Source organism: Blastococcus carthaginiensis (genome assembly GCF_030731085.1).
GTDB lineage: Bacteria > Actinomycetota > Actinomycetes > Mycobacteriales > Geodermatophilaceae > Blastococcus > Blastococcus carthaginiensis.
In genome coordinates this window covers 71,647-88,380 of sequence record NZ_JASNFN010000010.1, presented here as the reverse complement: position 1 = coordinate 88,380, position 16,734 = coordinate 71,647, and the positions used below count along the sequence as shown (strand labels likewise).

Below are 16,734 nucleotides of genomic sequence, written 5' to 3'. Positions count from 1 at the left end.
CGCCCGCCGCTCGTCGCCCGGAGACGCGGGCAGGGACAGGCCCGGTCACGACCGGGCCTCCGCGAGCACCGACGCCCCGGACTGCTCGGCCACCTCGGTCGGCGCGGCATCGAGCGGGAAGGTGTGCTCCGGCCGCCAGACCACGGTGATCTGCTCCCCCGCGGCGACCCGTCGTTCGCCGCCCGCGTTCTGGGCGAACACGCTGATCTCCTGCCCCCACGGGGTCCGCACGAGGTACTGGGTGGACAGGCCCGTGAACGACACGTCGGTGACCGTGCCCGGGACCTGGTTGCCCAGCGCCGCCCCGGGGGCCTCCCCGGCCGGCACCGCGACCGTCTTCTCCGGCCGCACGCCGAGCGACAGCCGGGCCCCCGGGGAGCCGTAGCGGCCGGGGATGCGCAGCCGGCAGCCCTGGACGGTGACCAGTGTGCCGTCCCCGCCGACCTCGTCGACGACGCCGTCGAGGCAGTTGGACTGGCCGAGGAAGTTGGCCACGTAGCGGCTGGCCGGACGCTCGTAGAGCTGCTCGGGGCCGCCGAGCTGCTCCACCCGGCCGGCGTTCATGACGGCGATCGTGTCGGCCATGGTCATGGCTTCTTCCTGGTCGTGCGTGACGTGCACGAAGGTGATGCCGACCTCGGTCTGGATCCGCTTGAGCTCCAGCTGCATCTGCCGGCGCAGCTTGAGGTCGAGGGCACCCAGGGGCTCGTCGAGCAGCAGGACCCGCGGCCGGTTGATCAGCGCGCGGGCCAGGGCGACGCGCTGCTGCTGGCCGCCGGACAGCTGCCCCGGCCTGCGCCGGCCGAAGCCGCCGAGCTCGACCAGCTCCAGCATCTCGTCCACCTGCCGGCCCACGTCCTTGACCCCGCGACGGCGCAGCCCGAACGCGACGTTCTCGGCGATCGAGAGGTGCGGGAAGAGTGCGTAGCTCTGGAACACGGTGTTGACGGGGCGCTTGTAGGGCCGGAGGTCGGTGACGTCGTCCTCGCCCAGCAGGATCCGGCCCCCGGTCGGCTGCTCGAGGCCGGCCACCATCCGCAGGGTGGTGGTCTTGCCGCACCCCGAGGGCCCCAGCAACGCGAAGAAGGATCCGGCCGGGATGGTCAGCGTGAGGTCGTCCACGGCGGTGAACCCGCCGAAGCGCTTGGTGACCCCCTCGATGCGCACGTCGCTGCTGGTGCGGTCCCCCTCCGCCGGGCTGCGCCGGTCAGGCACCGATCACCGCCTGGAAGAGGTCCTGGTACTCCCGCTCCTCCTCCTCGGTGAGGGCCTTGAAGCCGTGCAGGTTCGCCAGGATCTCCGGCGTCGGGAAGATCAACGGGTTGGTCGCGACGTCGGGTGCGGTCTCCAGCGCGGCCTCCCGGGCGCCGGCGACCGGGGTGACGTAGTTGACCCAGGCCGCGACCTGGGCCGCCACCTCGGGGTCGTAGTAGTGGTTGATCAGCTGCTCGGCGCCCTCCTTGTTGGCGGCCCCGGCCGGCACCATCAGGTTGTCCGACCAGAGGATCGCCCCCTCGGCGGGCAGCACGAGCTGGAGCGCGGGGTCGTCGGCCTGGAGCTGCACCACGTCGCCGGACCAGGCGAACGCCGCCCCGATGTTGCCCGCGGCCAGGTCGGCCGCGTACTCGTTGCCGGTGAACTGCCGCACGTAGCCCTCGTCGACGATCTCCTGCAGCTTGGCGATCGCCGCCTCGTAGTCGGACTGGCTGTGGTCCTCGGGCGTCTTGCCCATCGACAGCAGGATCAGCCCCATGGTGTCGCGCATCTCGCTCAGCATCGTGATGCGGCCACGGAGGTCGGGCTGGAACAGGTCGTCGACCCGCGTGATCTCCCGTCCCAGCTCCTCGGGGTTGTACGCGATCCCGGTCATGCCGCTCTGCCAGGGCAGGCTGTACCGGCGGCCGGGGTCGAAGGGGACGTCCTGGTAGGCGGGCTGCAGGTTGCTCGCGTTCGGGATGTTGGACTTGTCGAGCTCCTGGACGTACCCCAGCTGGATCATCCGGCCGGCCATCCAGTCGGTCAGCACGATCAGGTCCCGGCCGGTGCTGCGCCCCGCCTCGAGCTGCGGGGCGATCTTGCCGAAGAACTCGTCGTTGGAGTTGATGTCCTCGGTGTAGGCCACCGACAGGCCCGTCTGCTGCTCGAACGCCTGCAGCGTCGGGTGCACGCTCGCGTCGTCCTCGGCGGTGTCGAGGTACAGCGGCCAGTTCGACCAGTTGACCGTGGTGGCGTCCTGGGCGCTCCCCGCACCGGGGGCGCCGGCAGCGTTGTCGGTGCCCTCCGTGCCGCACGCGGACAGCAGGGGGCCGGCGGCCAGGGCGGCTCCGCCCAGGCCGATGACCCGCAGGAAACCACGGCGGTCGAGCGCTGCAGACGTGATCCGCATCAGCTCCGGTCGTAGATCGCTCAACGGCGTGTCCTTCCGCGACGGCGACCCTGCCGGGCCGCCGGGTGGGGTCAGCGAGTGACGAGGTGCGAGAAATTTCACATCAGTGCTTGCGCAGTGCGCAGATTGGCAGACAACATCCCCGCCGGACAAGGGTTCGGTCGTCACGGATCGATACCGCTACGGATTCCTTCGCCGACGGGAGCCGCCATGACCACCGATCCGACCGTGCCCGGTCCACCCGGGCTCTGGTTCGACACGCTCCCGGGGGCGGTCGTCCCCCGCCCGTCCCTGAGCCGCGACATCGATGCCGACGTCGCCGTCGTCGGCGCCGGGTTCACCGGCCTGTGGACGGCGTACTACCTCGCCCGGGCCGACCCGACGCTGCGGATCGTCGTGCTCGAGGCCGAGGTCGCCGGGTTCGGGGCCAGCGGCCGCAACGGGGGGTGGTGCTCGGCGCTGTTCGCGGCCAGCCGCGAACGCATCGCCCGGACCGCCGGGCGGCAGGCCGCCGTCGACCTGCACCGGGAGCTCCGGCGGACCGTCGACGAGGTCGGCCGGGTCGCCGCGGTGGAGGGCATCGACGCCCAGTACGTGAAGGGCGGCACCCTGGCGATCGCCACGCGGCCCGAGCACGTCGCCGCGCTGCAGGCGGAGGTCGAGCACGAGCACGCATGGGGGGCCGGCGCCGAGGACGTCGCCTGGCTGGACGCGGCCGAGACGGCCGGGCGGGTCCGGACCTCGACCTGCCTGGGCGGGGTCTTCACCCCGCACTGCGCCCGGGTCCACCCCGCCCGCCTCGTGCGCGGGCTCGCCGACGTCGTCGAACGCGCCGGCGTCACCGTGCACGAGCGGACCCGGGTCACCCGCATCGGCCCCCGCGTGGCGGAGACCGCGCACGGCCGCGTCCGCGCCGACGTCGTCATCCGGGCGACGGAGGGGTACACGGCCACGCTCGCCGGCCACCGCCGGGCCCTCGCACCCGTCTACTCGCTGATGATCGCCACCGAACCGCTCCCGCCCGGCTTCTGGGACGAGGTCGGCTGGGCCGGCCGCGAGACGGTGACCGACGGCCGCAACCTGATCATCTACGCGCAGCGCACCGCCGACGACCGCATCGCGCTCGGCGGCCGCGGCGCGCCCTACCACTACGCGTCGTCGGTCCTCCCCGGCCACGACGGCTCCGAACGCGTCTTCGCCGCGCTGCGGCGGACGCTGGTCGACCTGTTCCCCGCTGCCGCCGACGCCCGGACCACCCACCGCTGGGGCGGGCCGCTGGGGGTGCCCCGCGACTGGATGAGCTCGGTGGGGCTGGACCGGCGGACCGGTCTGGCCTGGGCGGGTGGCTACGTCGGTGACGGCGTGGCGACGTCGAACCTCGCCGGCCGGACCTTGGCCGACCTGGTGCTGCAGCGCGACAGCGACCTCGTGCACCTGCCGTGGGTCGGGCACCGCTCCCCGCACTGGGAGCCGGAGCCGCTGCGGTGGCTCGGCATCAACGGCGGGCTGCAGCTGGCCGGGCTGACCGACGCGATCGCCGCCCGGACCGGACGGCCGGCGCGCCGCACCGGGCAGCTCCTGGCCCGGCTGACCGGCGGTTGAACAGCCGGTCGGACAGCGGATATCGCCGTATCCGTGCGGTGGAACACAGGAATGAGTGGGATGGACGAGAACGGACGACGGAATCTCTTGCCACGGGGCGCCGCCGGACGACACCATGCCGGGGTGACCACACGCCCCCGGCAGGACCGGGGCCACCAGCTCGACGACACCTCGAAGGCGATCATCGAGCAGCTCCAGCAGAACGGCCGGCGCGCCTACGCGACCATCGGCCGCGAGGTCGGGCTGTCCGAGGCCGCCGTGCGGCAGCGGGTCCAGCGCCTCCTCGACGCGGGGGTCATGCAGATCGTGGCCGTGACCGATCCGGTCCAGCTGGGCTTCGCACTGCAGGCCATGATCGGCATCCGCGCCGACGGGGACCTCACCGAGATCGCCGACAAGATCGGGAAGCTCCCCGAGGTCGACTACGTGATCATCACGGCCGGCTCGTTCGACATCCTCGTCGAGATCGTCTGCGAGGACGAGGCCCACCTCCTGTCCGTCGTCACCAACGGCATCCGCGCGCTGCCCGGAGTCCGCACCACCGAGACCTTCGTCTACCTCAAGCTCGCCAAGCAGACCTACACCTGGGGAACCCGATGACCGCCACCTCGCAGTTCGTGACGACGCCCGGCACCACGGCGGCGGCGGACCGGCTCTCCGCCGCGGCCCGCGACCACCTGTGGATGCACTTCACCCGGCACTCGACCTACGACGACGGCGGCGAGGTGCCGGTGATCGTGCGCGGCGAGGGCCCCTACATCTGGGACGCCCAGGGCCGCCGCTACCTCGACGGGCTCTCCGGGCTGTTCGTCGTCCAGGCCGGCCACGGGCGCGCCGAGCTCGCCGAGGCCGCCGCCCGGCAGGCCACCGAGCTCGCCTTCTTCCCGCTGTGGAGCTACGCGCACCCGACCGCGGTCACCCTGGCCGAGCGGCTGGCCGCCGCGGCGCCCGGGGACCTCGACCGGGTCTTCTTCACCACCGGCGGCGGCGAGGCGGTCGAGACGGCGTGGAAGCTGGCCAAGCAGTACTTCAAGCTCGTGGGCAAACCCATGAAGCACAAGGTCATCAGCCGGGCCGTCGCCTACCACGGGACTCCCCAGGGCGCCCTGTCCATCACCGGCATCCCGGCGGCGAAGATGCCCTTCGAGCCACTGGTCCCCGGGGCGCACAAGGCTCCCAACACCAACTTCTACCGGGCTCCCGAGCACGGGGACGACCCCGAGGCCTTCGGCCGGTGGGCGGCCGACCAGATCGAGATCGCCATCGAGATGGAAGGGGCCGACTCCGTCGCGGCCGTCTTCCTGGAGCCGGTGCAGAACTCCGGCGGCTGCTTCCCGCCGCCTCCCGGGTACTTCGCCCGGGTCCGCGAGATCTGCGACCGGCACGACGTCCTGCTCGTCTCCGACGAGGTGATCTGCGCCTTCGGCCGGCTCGGGGAGACCTTCGCCTGCGACCGGTACGGCTACGTGCCCGACATGATCACCTGCGCCAAGGGGCTCACCTCGGGCTACTCCCCCATCGGCGCCATGATCGCCAGCGACCGGCTGTTCGAGCCGTTCCGCCGGGGCGACAACTCCTTCGCCCACGGCTACACCTTCGGCGGGCACCCCGTCTCGGCCGCCGTGGCCATGGCCAACCTCGACCTCTTCGAGCGGGAGGACCTCAACGGCAACGTGCGCCGCAACGAGGGCGCCTTCCGCCGGACCCTGGAGGGGCTGCTGGACCTGCCGATCGTCGGCGACGTCCGCGGGGACGGGTACTTCTACGGGATCGAGCTGGTCAAGGACAAGGCCACAAAGGCGACCTTCGACGACGACGAGGCCGAGCGGCTCCTCCGCGGGTTCCTGTCCAAGGCCCTGTTCGACAACGGCCTCTACTGCCGCGCCGACGACCGGGGCGACCCGGTGGTGCAGCTGGCGCCGCCGCTGATCTGCGACCAGGGCCACTTCGACGAGATCGAGCAGATCCTCCGCTCGGTCCTCACCGAGGCCTGGCAGCAGCTCTGAGCCCGGGGCGGCGGTGCGCTCCGCGCCGGCCGCCCCCGGGCCCTGTCCCCCGGAGGTGGGCATGCGCATCCTGCTGATCGGCGCCGGAGGTGTGGGCGCGGCGGTGACCGCGATCGCCGCACGCCGGCGGTTCGTCGAGCGTCTCGTCGTCGCGGACGTCCAGCTCGCCCGGGCCGAGAAGGCCGTGGCCGCGACCGGCGACCCCCGGTTCGTCGCCGCCCGGGTGGACGCGTCCGACGAGGCGGCCGTCGGGGCGCTGCTGGGCGAGCACGGGTGCACCGTGCTGCTCAACGCGACGGATCCGCGCTTCGTCATGCCGCTGTTCCGGGCCGCCCTGTCCGCGGGCGTCGACTACCTCGACATGGCGATGTCGCTGTCCCGCCCGCACCCGGAGGAGCCCCACCGCCGGACCGGGGTCAAGCTCGGCGACGAGCAGTTCGCGCTCGCCGGGCACTGGGAGGCGGCCGGGCGGCTCGCCCTGGTCGGGATGGGCGTGGAGCCGGGGCTGTCGGACGTGTTCGCCCGCTACGCCGCCGACCACCTCTTCGCGGAGATCGACGAGCTCGGCGTCCGCGACGGAGCGAACCTGGCGGTGCGCGGCCACGACTTCGCGCCGTCCTTCTCCATCTGGACCACGATCGAGGAGTGCCTCAACCCGCCGGTGATCTGGGAGCGGGATCGCGGCTGGTTCACCACCGAACCGTTCAGCGAGCCGGAGGTCTTCGACTTCCCCGAGCGGATCGGCCCGGTCGAGTGCGTCAACGTGGAGCACGAGGAGGTCGTCCTCATGCCGCGGTGGGTCGACGCGCGGCGGGTGACGTTCAAGTACGGGCTCGGGACGGAGTTCATCGACGTCCTCAAGGCGCTGCACAAGACGGGCCTGGACTCGACCAACCCGGTGCGGGTCGGTGATGTGGAGGTCGCGCCACGTGACGTCGTCGCCGCCGCCCTGCCGGACCCCGCCGGACTCGGCGAGCTGATGACCGGCAAGACGTGCGCGGGCCTGTGGGTGCGCGGCACCGGCCGTGACGGCAACCCGCGCGAGGTCTACCTGTACCACGTCGTGGACAACGCCTGGTCCATGACGGAGTACGGGACCCAGGCCGTCGTCTGGCAGACCGCGGTCAATCCGGTGGTGGCCCTCGAGCTCCTCGCCACCGGCCGGTGGCAGGGCGCCGGCGTCCTGGGACCGGAGGCCTTCGACGCCGTCCCCTTCCTCGACCTGCTCACCGCCTACGGCTCCCCCTGGGGGATGCGCGAGGGCGGCTGAACGCCCTCCCGTCCCCGGCGCTCAGGCCGGCGGCGCGGCGTAGAGCTCGGGACGGCGGTCGCGGAGGTAGGGGTTCAGCGCGCGGGACGGCGCAAGGGCAGCCGGGTCGACGTCGGCGACCAGCAGCTCCTCCCCCAGCCCGGCCCGGGCCAGCTCGGTGCCGTCCGGGCCGATCACGCAGCTGGAGCCGCAGTAGGTGTAGCCGCCCTCGCGGCCGATCCGGTTGACGTAGGCGACGAAGAGCTGGCTCTCCAGCGCCCGCGCCGGCACGAGCAGCGAGCTCACGGCGCCGTAGGGATCCATCAGGCCGGTCGGGACCACCAGCAGCTCGGTACCCGCCACCGCGTGCGCCCGGACCGCCTCGGGGAACTCCACGTCGTAGCAGATGAGCAGGCCGACGACGACGCCGTCGAGGGAGAACTGGACGACCCCCACGTCGCCGGCGACGAAGCATTCGCGATCGAGGTCGCCGAAGAGGTGCGCCTTCCGGTAGCCGGCGAGCAGCGTGCCGTCCCGGTCGACGACCTGCACCGAGTTGGCGATGCCGGAGGCCGTCCGCTCGGGCTGTCCGAACGCGATCGCCACGCCCGTCTCCACGGCGACGGCGGCCATCCGCTCGGTGTAGGCGCCGGGCACGGGCTCGGCCAGCGCGGTCACCCGCTCGGCACCGATCGCGTAGCCGGTCACCGACATCTCCGGCGCAACCAGCAGCCGGGCGCCGGCCTCGGCCGCGCGCCGGGCGGCGTCGGCGATCGCGGCCAGCCCCGCCTCGGCATCCGGCGTCTCCACCGGCCCCTGGAACAGCGCGACGCGCATGGGTCTCCTCCTCGATCCCGGACGTGCGTCACCCAGCATGGCAGGGCAGGTACCGTGCCCCTCCCCCACGACTGGAGTCCTCTTCGTGTCCGAGCAGACCCCCATCGGCCCGGTGGATGCCACCCGGATCCCCCGCTACGCCGGTCCGGCCACCTTCGCCCGCCTGCCCCGCCTCGACGAGGTCTCCCGCGCGGACGTCGCGATCCTCGGCGTCCCGTTCGACTCGGGCGTCAGCTACCGACCGGGCGCCCGGTTCGGCCCAGGCCACGTGCGGGCCGCCTCCAAGCTGCTGCGCCCCTACAACCCGGCCCTGGACGCGGCGCCCTTCGGCAGCCAGCAGGTGGCCGACGCCGGCGACATCGGCGTCAACCCCTTCGACCTCGACGAGGCGATCGCCACGATCGAGCGCTCGGTCACCGACCTGCGGGCCGATGGCGCCCAGCTGCTCACCCTCGGCGGCGACCACACCATCGCGCTGCCGATCCTGCGGTCCCTGGCGCGCGACCACGGCCCCGTGGCGGTGCTGCACTTCGACGCCCACCTGGACACCTGGGACACCTACTTCGGCGCGCCCTACACCCACGGGACCCCCTTCCGGCGGGCCAGCGAAGAGGGCCTGATCGACCTCGAGCGGTCGATGCACATGGGCATCCGCGGCCCGCTCTACAGCAAGCAGGACCTCGAGGACGACGCCGTCCTGGGCTTCCAGGTGGTCCGGTCCGACGACTACGAGGTCGACGGGGTGCGCGGCGCGGTGGACCGGATGCGCCGCCGGCTGGGCGACGGCCCGGTGTACGTCTCGGTGGACATCGACGTGCTCGACCCGGCCCACGCGCCGGGCACGGGAACCCCGGAGGCCGGCGGGCTCACCAGCCGGGAGCTGCTGCAGACCCTGCGCGGCCTGGTCGGGCTCGACGTCGTCGGCGCCGACATCGTCGAGGTCTCCCCGCCCTACGACCACGCCGAGCTCACCGGCATCGCGGCCGCGCACGTGGGCTACGAGCTGCTGTCGGTGCTGGCGCTCAACCGGCGGGGCCGCCCGGCCTGAGGGTCGCCTCCCGTGCGGCGTCCGGAGGGGCGCCGCACGGGATGGCATCACCGGGCCGCGACCTGCTCGGCGAAGGCGGCGTCGAGGACGTCGAGCGCGTCGGCGAGCAGCTCCTGCCCGATGACCAGCGGGGGCAGGAAGCGCAGCACGTTGCCGAACGTGCCGGCGGTCAGGACGATCACGCCCTGGGCGTGGCAGGCCTTCGCGATCCGGCCGGCCAGCTCGGCGTCCGGCTCGGTGGTACCGGGACGGACCAGCTCGACGGCGAGCATGGCCCCTCGGCCGCGGACGTCGCCGATGACCCCGGTGCGGTCGGCCAGCGCCCGCAGCCGCGGCACCATGGTCGCCTCGATGGCGCGCGCGGCGCCGGCGAGGTCCTGCTCGCGCATGGTGCGGATGGTCGCCAGCGCGGCGGCGCAGGCGACCGGGTTGCCGCCGTAGGTGCCGCCGAGACCGCCCGTGTGGACGGCGTCCATGATCTCCGCGCGCCCGGTCACCGCCGACAGCGGCAGGCCGGCGGCGATGCCCTTCGCCGTGGTGATCAGATCCGGGACGACGCCCTCGGCCTCGCAGGCGAACCAGCTGCCGGTCCGGCAGAAGCCGGTCTGGATCTCGTCGGCCACGAACAGCGCGCCCGACTGCCGGCACCAGTCGGCGATCGCGGGCAGGAACCCGTCGGCGGGCACGACGAAGCCACCCTCGCCCTGGATCGGCTCGATCAGCACGGCCGCGACCTCGTCCGCGCCGACCTGGGCCTCGATGACCGCGATCGCGCGGGCCGCGGCCTGCGCGCCGCTGATCCCCGGCTCGTCCCGGTACGGGTAGGACATCGGCACCCGGTAGATGTCGGAGGCGAACGGCCCGAAGCCGTGCTTGTACGGCATGTTCTTGGCCGTCAGCGCCATCGTGAGGTTGGTGCGGCCGTGGTAGGCGTGGTCGAACACGACGACCGCCGAGCGCCCGGTGGCGTGCCGGGCGATCTTGACCGCGTTCTCGACCGCCTCGGCGCCGGAGTTGAACAGCGCCGACTTCTTGGCGTGGTCGCCCGGGGTGATCCGCGCCAGCTCCTCGCACACGGCGACGTAGCCCTCGTAGGGGTTCACCATGAAGCAGGTGTGGGAGAAGGCGGCGACCTGGTCGGACACCGCGGCCACGACCTCGGGCGCGGCGTGGCCGACGTTGACCACGGCGATGCCCGCGCCGAGGTCGATCAGCGCGTTGCCGTCGACGTCGACGACCACGGCCCCCTCGGCGCGCTCGACGTAGCAGGGCACGGTGCCGCCCACGGCGGCGGACACCGCGGCCGCGCGGCGAGCGGCCAGTTCCCGCGAGCGGGGGCCGGGTAGCTCGGTGACCAGCCGTCGCTCCTGCGGAACGCTCCGGGGTCCGGCCAGCACGTCGGTCATCGGTCCTCCTCGGGAGTGGGTCGCGCGCTCCCCGGGAGGGGGACGAGCGGTGTCCAGGGTCCGCCGCCCGGGCTCGTGGCGGTACTGTCCACTCCGGCGCCCGGGTGGCGTCGGAGTGTCCGCTTCGTCGAAGGTCTGCCCGTGCCGGTCACCGTCGCCACCCTGCTGGGCCACGCAGCCCTCGGTCTCACCCTGCACACCCGCTCGGCCCCGGTGGACCGGCGGCTCTCCTGGGTGCACGTCAGCGAGCTCGCCGACCCGGCCCCGTTCCTCGAGGGCGGTGAGCTCCTGCTGACCACCGGCCTCCCGCTGACCCCCGATGGCGACCGCTGCCTCGAGTACGTCGACCGGCTGGCCGGAGCCGGGGTGGCCGCCCTCGGTCTGGGCACCGGGCTCAGCCACCCGCACGTGCCCGGGGAACTGGTCCGCGCCGCCGACGAGCGCGGCCTCGCCGTGCTCGAGGTCCCCCGCCGGACGCCGTTCATCGCACTGTCCCGAACCGTCTCGGCAGCCCTGGCCGCCGACGAGTACGCCGCGGTGGCGAAGGCATCGGCGGTCCAGCAGGAGCTGACCCGCGCGACGCTGGGCTCGGGGGCGCCGGCGGCGGTGGTGGAGCGGCTGGCGCGCCACCTGGGGGGCTGGGCGCTGCTCGTGGACGCCGCCGGGACGCCGCTGCAGGCCGCGCCCCGGTCCGCCCTGCAGCGGGCGGGCGACCTGGTCCCGGCGATCGACCGGCTGCGCGCCGCGCGGCCGCCCGCCGGCGCCGCGCTCACCCGGCCCGAGGACGTGGTCCTCCTCCAGTCGCTGGGCACCGGCGCACGCGCCCGCGGCTTCCTGGCCGTCGGCCGGCGGGGCCCCTTCCCCGCGGCGGACCGCTCGGTGGTCAACGCCGCCGCCCTGCTGCTGACCCTGCGGCTGGAGCAGTCCCGCGCGCTCGACGGCGCCACGGCGCTCCTGCGCGCCGCGCTGCTGCGGCTGCTGCTCGAGGGTCAGGAGGCCCTGGTCGGCTCGGTCCTCGGTGAGCTGGGCGAACGGCTGCCCGACGCGCCGGTCCGACCGCTGGTGGTGCTGGGCGGTGCGGACCAGCGCGCCGCCGCCGTGGACGTCGCCGGGGACGCCGCCGCCCATGCCGGGGAGACGCTCTTCGCCGCGGACCTCGACGGCGCCCTGGTGATCCTGGTGGCCGGCGGCGGGAAGCTCGCAGATCGGTCGACGGGCCTGCCCGGCGGCGTCACCGGCGCCGTCCTGGGCACCGCCGAGCCGGTGCCGTGGCCGCGGCTGGCCGACGGCGTGCGGCAGGCGCGCCAGGCCGCCGAGCACGGCCGGGCGGGCGGGCACGCGGTCACCGCCTTCGCCGACCTGGCCGGTCACGGGCTGGGTGCCCTGCTGGACCCGGCTGCCACGTCGGCGTTCGCCGAGGCGACGCTGGCGCCGCTCCTGGCCGCGGACCGGGCCGGCCCCGGGGACCTGGTCGACTCGCTGCGGATCTGGCTGTCCTGCCACGGCCAGTGGGAGCCCGCGGCCGCCCGGCTCGGCGTGCACCGCCACACCATGCGCAAGCGCATCCGGCGGGCGGCGGAGCTGCTCGGCCGCGACCTGGACGACCCCGCCGTCCGCGCCGAGCTCTGGCTGGCCCTGCACCCGCCCGGACGCTGACCGCACGGGACGGCCGGGCGCGGGCCGGCCCGGTCAGTCCTCGGGCAGGCGCACCGGTGCCAGGTCCTGGAACAGGTCCCCGGGCCCCGGGTTGCCCGGGTGCGTCCGGCCGCCGAGGTGGTGGAGCACGCCCCACACCGCGTTGAGCGCCGTCTGCACCGCTCCCTCCGCCCAGCCCGCCGTCCAGGAGATGTCGTCGCCGGCGAGGAACAGCCCCCGGAAGCGCTCCGGCAGCTCGTCCTGCATGAAGTGCGTGAACAGCCGCCGCTGGTAGCGGTAGTGGCCGGGCAGGTTGGCCTTGAACGCGCCCATGAAATCGGGCTCGGACTCCCACGAGACGGTGACCGGTGAGGCGATGACGTGCCGGCGCAGGTCCACGTCGGGGTAGATCTGGCGCAGCGAGGCCAGCATGACCTCCATCCGGTCCTGCGCGGACAGGGGCAGCCACTTGAGCGAGTCGTCGGCCCACGTGTACGACAGGCAGATCAGCCCGGGGCGGCCCTCCCCCTGGTCGAGCAGGTAGGTGCCGCGGGTCATGCGATCGGTGAGCGTCATGCTCATGCGGTCGCGGCCGGTGGCCGGGTCGACATCCTGCCAGAACGGGCGGTCCACGAGGCAGAACAGCTTGGTGGACCCCATGTAGTGGGTCCGTTCGATCGCCGTCCAGTGGTCGATCGGGAACAGGTCCTCGTCGCAGGAGATCCGGGAGAGCAGCATCCAGCTCTGCGCCGTGAAGACCGCGGCCGGGTAGGTCCGGATCGAGCCGTCGCCGGCGGTGACCGTGAGGTGGTGCGGCGCGGTGCGGTGCAGCCGGGTCACCCGCGGCAGCGGTCGCCCGCCGGGGTGGAGGGAGGCCAGGGTCGTGCCGGCCGGCCAGTGCGCGGGATCGGCGGGGGCCACCTGCCACAGGCCCACGGGCAGCTGCTGGCTGCCGCCCACGATGCTCAGGTGGTCGTCGTCGGCGGCGGTGTAGACCACGCGCAGGATCTCGAGGATCGAGTTGGGGTAGTCGGTGTCCCAGCCGCCGGTGCCGAAGCCGACCTGGCCGAAGATCTCGCGGTGCCGGAACGAGCGGAACGCCGGTGAGGCGGCCAGGAACCCGTAGAAGGTGGTGTCGTCGAGCCGCTCGACCAGGTCGTCCCACAGCTTCTTGATCGTGACGACGTCCCGCGTGCGGATCGCGTCCTGCATCTCCGCCAGCCGCGCCCCCTCGACGAGGGTCTGGTGCCAGGCGTCGGCGACCTCGCGGTAGACCGGCGGCAGGTCGTCCAGGGTGCGGGCGTAGTGGGTCTCCCCCTTCAGGTCGACGACCGTGCTCGGCGTCGCGACGTCGAGCGGGTTGGGAAACCGCTCGGTCACCAGGCCCAGGGCGCGCACGTAGTGGAACAGGGCGGTCGACGTCGGCGGGAAACGCATGGCGCCCATCTCGGCGACGACGCCTGGGTGGCCGTCGAAGCCCACCGAGCGCAGCCGGCCACCGATCTCGTGCGCCTCGTAGACGACCGGGCGCAGGCCCAGTCGCATCAGCTCGTACGCGGTCACGATCCCCGAGAGCCCGCCGCCGATGACCGCCACCTCGGTGCCCAGTGCGGCCTCCGGCAGCCGGCCCAGGCCCGCCGGATGCGCCAGCCAGTCGTCGTAGGCGAACGGGAAGTCCGGCCCGAACATGGTCAGCGACCGCGCCGGCCGCTCCTGGCCCGGCTCGTAGGCGTTGACGGGGATCGCGGACGTCATGACGGGGGTCCTCCGGCCGGGACGGGGTGCTGGGCGCAGCGCGGACGTGCAGGGGCCCGGCCCACCCCGTGCTGGGTGGGCCGGGCCCCGGACGCCGCGGCAGAGGCTACGCGAACGCGGGCATGACCTCGTCGTGCAGCAGCTGCAACTGCTCCTCCACGGTGGCGACCCCGGGCAGCTCGCGGCCGGTGAACGCCTTGACCAGGGATGCGTCGGTGAGAGCGGCGACGACGTGGTTGACGCCGGCGGGCTCGATCTCCTTGATCTTCGCCGTCACCTCCTCCGGCGTGCCGGCGAAGGACAGCTTGTCGGCGAGCTCCGGGCTGGTCAGCTCGATGCCCCGGGCCAGGTCGCCGCCGGCGATCGCGTCGATGATCGGCGTGAGGCTGTCCGGGTCCACGCCGTTGCGCCGGAGCTGCTCGGCCGGCATCGAGGAGGCGTAGATGCCGACCATGCTGCGGGCCGCGTCCTTGGCCGCCGCCGAGTCCCGCCCGACGGCGACCACCACCCAGGCGCCGAAGTCCAGCGTCGTCCAGTCCTTGCCGGCCCGCTCGGCACCGATGCGCAGGTGCTCGGCGGCGTACTCGTAGGCCTCCCGGGTGTAGCTCAGCGCGTGGTGGCAGCCGTCGGAGTGCTCGGCCGCGGCCTCGAAGGACTTCGGACCCCGCATCGCCCCCATCTTCACCGGCAGCCGGTCCTGGACGGGCCGGGCGAAGGTGAACAGGCCCTCGTAGGAGAAGAACTCCCCGTCGAAGGTGATCGCGCCGTCGTCGAGGAACGTGCGCATCACCTTGACGCCCTCGATGACCCGCGACAGCGGCTTGGTCTTCGTCCAGTCGGTCTTGTACTGGGCGAGCAGCCCGAAGTTCCCGCTGGACAGCACCACCTCGGCGCGGCCGCCGGTCAGCTCGTCGAGGGTGGCGGCGGCCTGGGCGATCAGCGTCGGCTCGCGCAGGGTCACCGCCGAGACGCTGGGCCCCATCCGCACCCGCGAGGTCTGGGCAGCCGCGGCGGCGAAGAGCAGCCAGAGGTCCTTGTGCCAGGTCTCGTCTGCCGCGTAGACGGCGTGGAAGCCGAGTTCGTCGGCCAGCCTGATCGCCCGGAGCGACTCCTCGAGGGGGTAGTCGGGCAGCATCGCGTAACTGAACTTCATCGGATCTCCTCGGTCACCTGGGCGCGGCTCTCGCGCCGGATCTGCTGGAGCTGCGCAGCCACCTCTCGGGCATCGCCCTCCGGGACGTGCGAAGAATGCCGGTCCGGCCGGGCCAGGAACAGGTAGAGCAGCCCGCTGCCCGCGACGACGGCCAGCCCGATGGCGACGATCCAGCGGTCGAGGAAGGTCTCCGTGCCGGGTGCGGGCTTGATCAGCAGGACGATGGCGAAGATCCCGTAGGCCAGCGCGAGGACGTTGACCACGAGTCCGGCAGTGCCCAGGTTCCAGAGACCGGCCGGCCGCCAGCCCTTGAGCCGCTGCCGCAGCGCGGCCAGCACCACGGCCTGGAAGGAGACGTAGATGCCGAGGACGGCGAAGGCGGTGACACGGGCCAGGATGTCCTCCTGGAAGTAGACGAACACCGCGATCAGCACCGGCACGACGCAGACGACCAGCAGCGCGTTGATGGGGACGGCGTGCGTCGGTGAGACGCGGGCCAGCCACCCGCTCGCCGGCAGCATGCGGTCGCGGGCGAAGGCGTAGAGCAGCCGGCTGCCGGCGGCCTGCAGGGACAGCACGCAGGACAGGAACGCGATCACGATGACGACCAGGAAGACCTTCGACCCGGCCGTCCCCAGGGAGCTCTCGAGGATCGACGGGATCGGGTCGGCGTCCTCGCCGTTCACGATCGCCTGCAGATCCGGCGCGGCGAGCACGTAGCCGGCGTAGGACAGCAGGCCGGAGACCCCGCCGACCAGGATGGTCAGGATCATCGCGCGCGGGATCTGCCGGGTCGGGTCGGCGACCTCCTCGGCGACGTCGCCGCAGGCCTCGAAGCCGTAGAACAGGAAGAGCCCGGACAGCGACGCGGCGAGGAACACCCCGAGGTACCCGTCGCCCCCGCCGGCACCGAGCGTGTCGAAGAAGACCGAGAACGGCTGCTCGCGGCGGAACAGCAGCAGGAACAGGCCGAGGGCGATGACGCCGATGAGCTCCGCGGCCAGGCCGATCTGCGCGATCCGCGCCAGCGTGCGGGTGCCGCTGTAGTTGACGGCGAAGGCCACCACGAGCAGGGCGACCGCGGTGAGCAGCACGACGCCCGCGGTCGCCTCCAGGTCCAACAGCGCGGCGACGAAGCCGCCGCCGAACTCGGCCACCGCCGTGACGGTCACGATGATCGCCCAGATGTAGATCCACGAGACGATCCACGCGTAGCGCCGGCCCCACAGCCGCCGGGTCCACGGGTAGATGCCGCCGGCGAGCGGGTACTGGCTCACGACCTCGCCGAACACCAGGGACACCATCAGCTGGCCGGCGCCGACGATGACGATCCACCAGATGGCGGGCGGCCCGCCGATGGAGAGGCTGTAGGCGAACAGCGAGTACACGCCGACCAGCGGCGACAGGTACGTGAACCCGAGCGCCATGTTGGCCCACAGGCCCATGCTGCGATGGAACTCGCCGGTGTAGCCGAGCGCGGCGAGCTGCGCGTCGTCGTCGCTGGTACCGGTGGGTGCACCGGGTCGGGTCACGGGGTTCTCCTCGGGTGCGGGCGACGGGCCGTCCACGGACACGGCTGTGTCCGAGGTCACGATGCCGAGGAAACCTATAGAGCCAGAGTTCAGAGGACAAGAGCACGCGAGCGCGAGCTCGTCCC

General features: G+C 73.2%; 13 protein-coding genes. 6 read left to right on the top strand and 7 right to left on the bottom strand.

Annotated elements, in window-relative coordinates; translation table 11 throughout:
• Positions 1-45: 45 nt before the first annotated feature.
• A complete protein-coding gene (locus tag QOZ88_RS09950) occupies positions 46-1,215 on the bottom strand; it encodes an ABC transporter ATP-binding protein (protein ID WP_305999620.1) in 1,170 nt (389 codons plus the stop codon).
• Entirely contained in the window at positions 1,208-2,410 is a 1,203-nt protein-coding gene (locus QOZ88_RS09945) for a polyamine ABC transporter substrate-binding protein (RefSeq protein WP_305999619.1), read from the bottom strand. The genes QOZ88_RS09950 and QOZ88_RS09945 overlap by 8 nt, the downstream gene beginning before the upstream one ends.
• Before the next feature lie 186 nt (positions 2,411-2,596).
• Between QOZ88_RS09945 and QOZ88_RS09940 the strand changes: the two genes are divergently transcribed.
• The 4 genes from QOZ88_RS09940 to QOZ88_RS09925 all read left to right on the top strand — a co-directional run bounded on the left by QOZ88_RS09940 (position 2,597) and on the right by QOZ88_RS09925 (position 7,264).
• Positions 2,597-3,988: an NAD(P)/FAD-dependent oxidoreductase gene (locus QOZ88_RS09940; protein ID WP_305999618.1), complete on the top strand. Its 1,392-nt coding sequence runs from the start codon at positions 2,597-2,599 to the stop codon at positions 3,986-3,988.
• Between the two features lie 123 nt (positions 3,989-4,111).
• Entirely contained in the window at positions 4,112-4,588 is a 477-nt protein-coding gene (locus tag QOZ88_RS09935) for an Lrp/AsnC family transcriptional regulator (protein ID WP_244524001.1), read from the top strand.
• The gene (locus QOZ88_RS09930) at positions 4,585-5,994 is read left to right on the top strand and encodes an aspartate aminotransferase family protein (protein WP_305999617.1); all 1,410 of its coding nucleotides are present in this window, start codon (positions 4,585-4,587) and stop codon (positions 5,992-5,994) included. Before QOZ88_RS09935 ends, QOZ88_RS09930 begins: the two co-directional genes overlap by 4 nt.
• Before the next feature lie 61 nt (positions 5,995-6,055).
• The gene (locus QOZ88_RS09925) at positions 6,056-7,264 is read left to right on the top strand and encodes a saccharopine dehydrogenase family protein (protein WP_305999616.1); all 1,209 of its coding nucleotides are present in this window, start codon (positions 6,056-6,058) and stop codon (positions 7,262-7,264) included.
• 21 nt (positions 7,265-7,285) lie between these two features.
• Here QOZ88_RS09925 and QOZ88_RS09920 read toward each other — a convergent pair whose 3' ends face one another.
• A complete protein-coding gene (locus QOZ88_RS09920; protein WP_305999615.1) occupies positions 7,286-8,080 on the bottom strand; it encodes a carbon-nitrogen hydrolase family protein in 795 nt (264 codons plus the stop codon).
• A gap of 85 nt (positions 8,081-8,165) precedes the next feature.
• On the opposite strand from QOZ88_RS09920, the gene speB reads away from it, so the two are divergent.
• Positions 8,166-9,128 carry an agmatinase gene (gene speB, locus QOZ88_RS09915; protein WP_305999614.1) on the top strand — a complete coding sequence of 321 codons (963 nt, stop codon included), beginning with the start codon at positions 8,166-8,168 and terminating at the stop codon, positions 9,126-9,128.
• Between the two features lie 47 nt (positions 9,129-9,175).
• Here the strand turns inward: speB and gabT are convergent, their stop codons facing one another.
• Positions 9,176-10,534 (bottom strand): 4-aminobutyrate--2-oxoglutarate transaminase, encoded by a 1,359-nt coding sequence (gene gabT, locus QOZ88_RS09910; protein ID WP_305999613.1) that lies wholly within the window; start codon positions 10,532-10,534, stop codon positions 9,176-9,178.
• 141 nt (positions 10,535-10,675) lie between these two features.
• On the opposite strand from gabT, the gene QOZ88_RS09905 reads away from it, so the two are divergent.
• Positions 10,676-12,190: a PucR family transcriptional regulator gene (locus tag QOZ88_RS09905; protein ID WP_305999612.1), complete on the top strand. Its 1,515-nt coding sequence runs from the start codon at positions 10,676-10,678 to the stop codon at positions 12,188-12,190.
• Between the two features lie 33 nt (positions 12,191-12,223).
• On the opposite strand, the gene QOZ88_RS09900 is transcribed toward QOZ88_RS09905, so the two are convergent.
• From QOZ88_RS09900 to QOZ88_RS09890, 3 genes are all read right to left on the bottom strand, one after another.
• Complete coding sequence (locus tag QOZ88_RS09900) at positions 12,224-13,924, bottom strand: flavin monoamine oxidase family protein (protein ID WP_305999611.1); 1,701 nt, start codon at positions 13,922-13,924, stop codon at positions 12,224-12,226.
• A gap of 106 nt (positions 13,925-14,030) precedes the next feature.
• Positions 14,031-15,077, bottom strand: a complete 1,047-nt coding sequence (locus QOZ88_RS09895) for an LLM class flavin-dependent oxidoreductase (protein WP_305999610.1) — start codon at positions 15,075-15,077, stop codon at positions 14,031-14,033.
• Positions 15,074-16,609, bottom strand: coding sequence for an APC family permease (locus QOZ88_RS09890; RefSeq protein WP_305999609.1), 1,536 nt, complete (start codon positions 16,607-16,609; stop codon positions 15,074-15,076). The genes QOZ88_RS09895 and QOZ88_RS09890 overlap by 4 nt, the downstream gene beginning before the upstream one ends.
• Between the last annotated feature and the right edge of the window lie 125 nt (positions 16,610-16,734).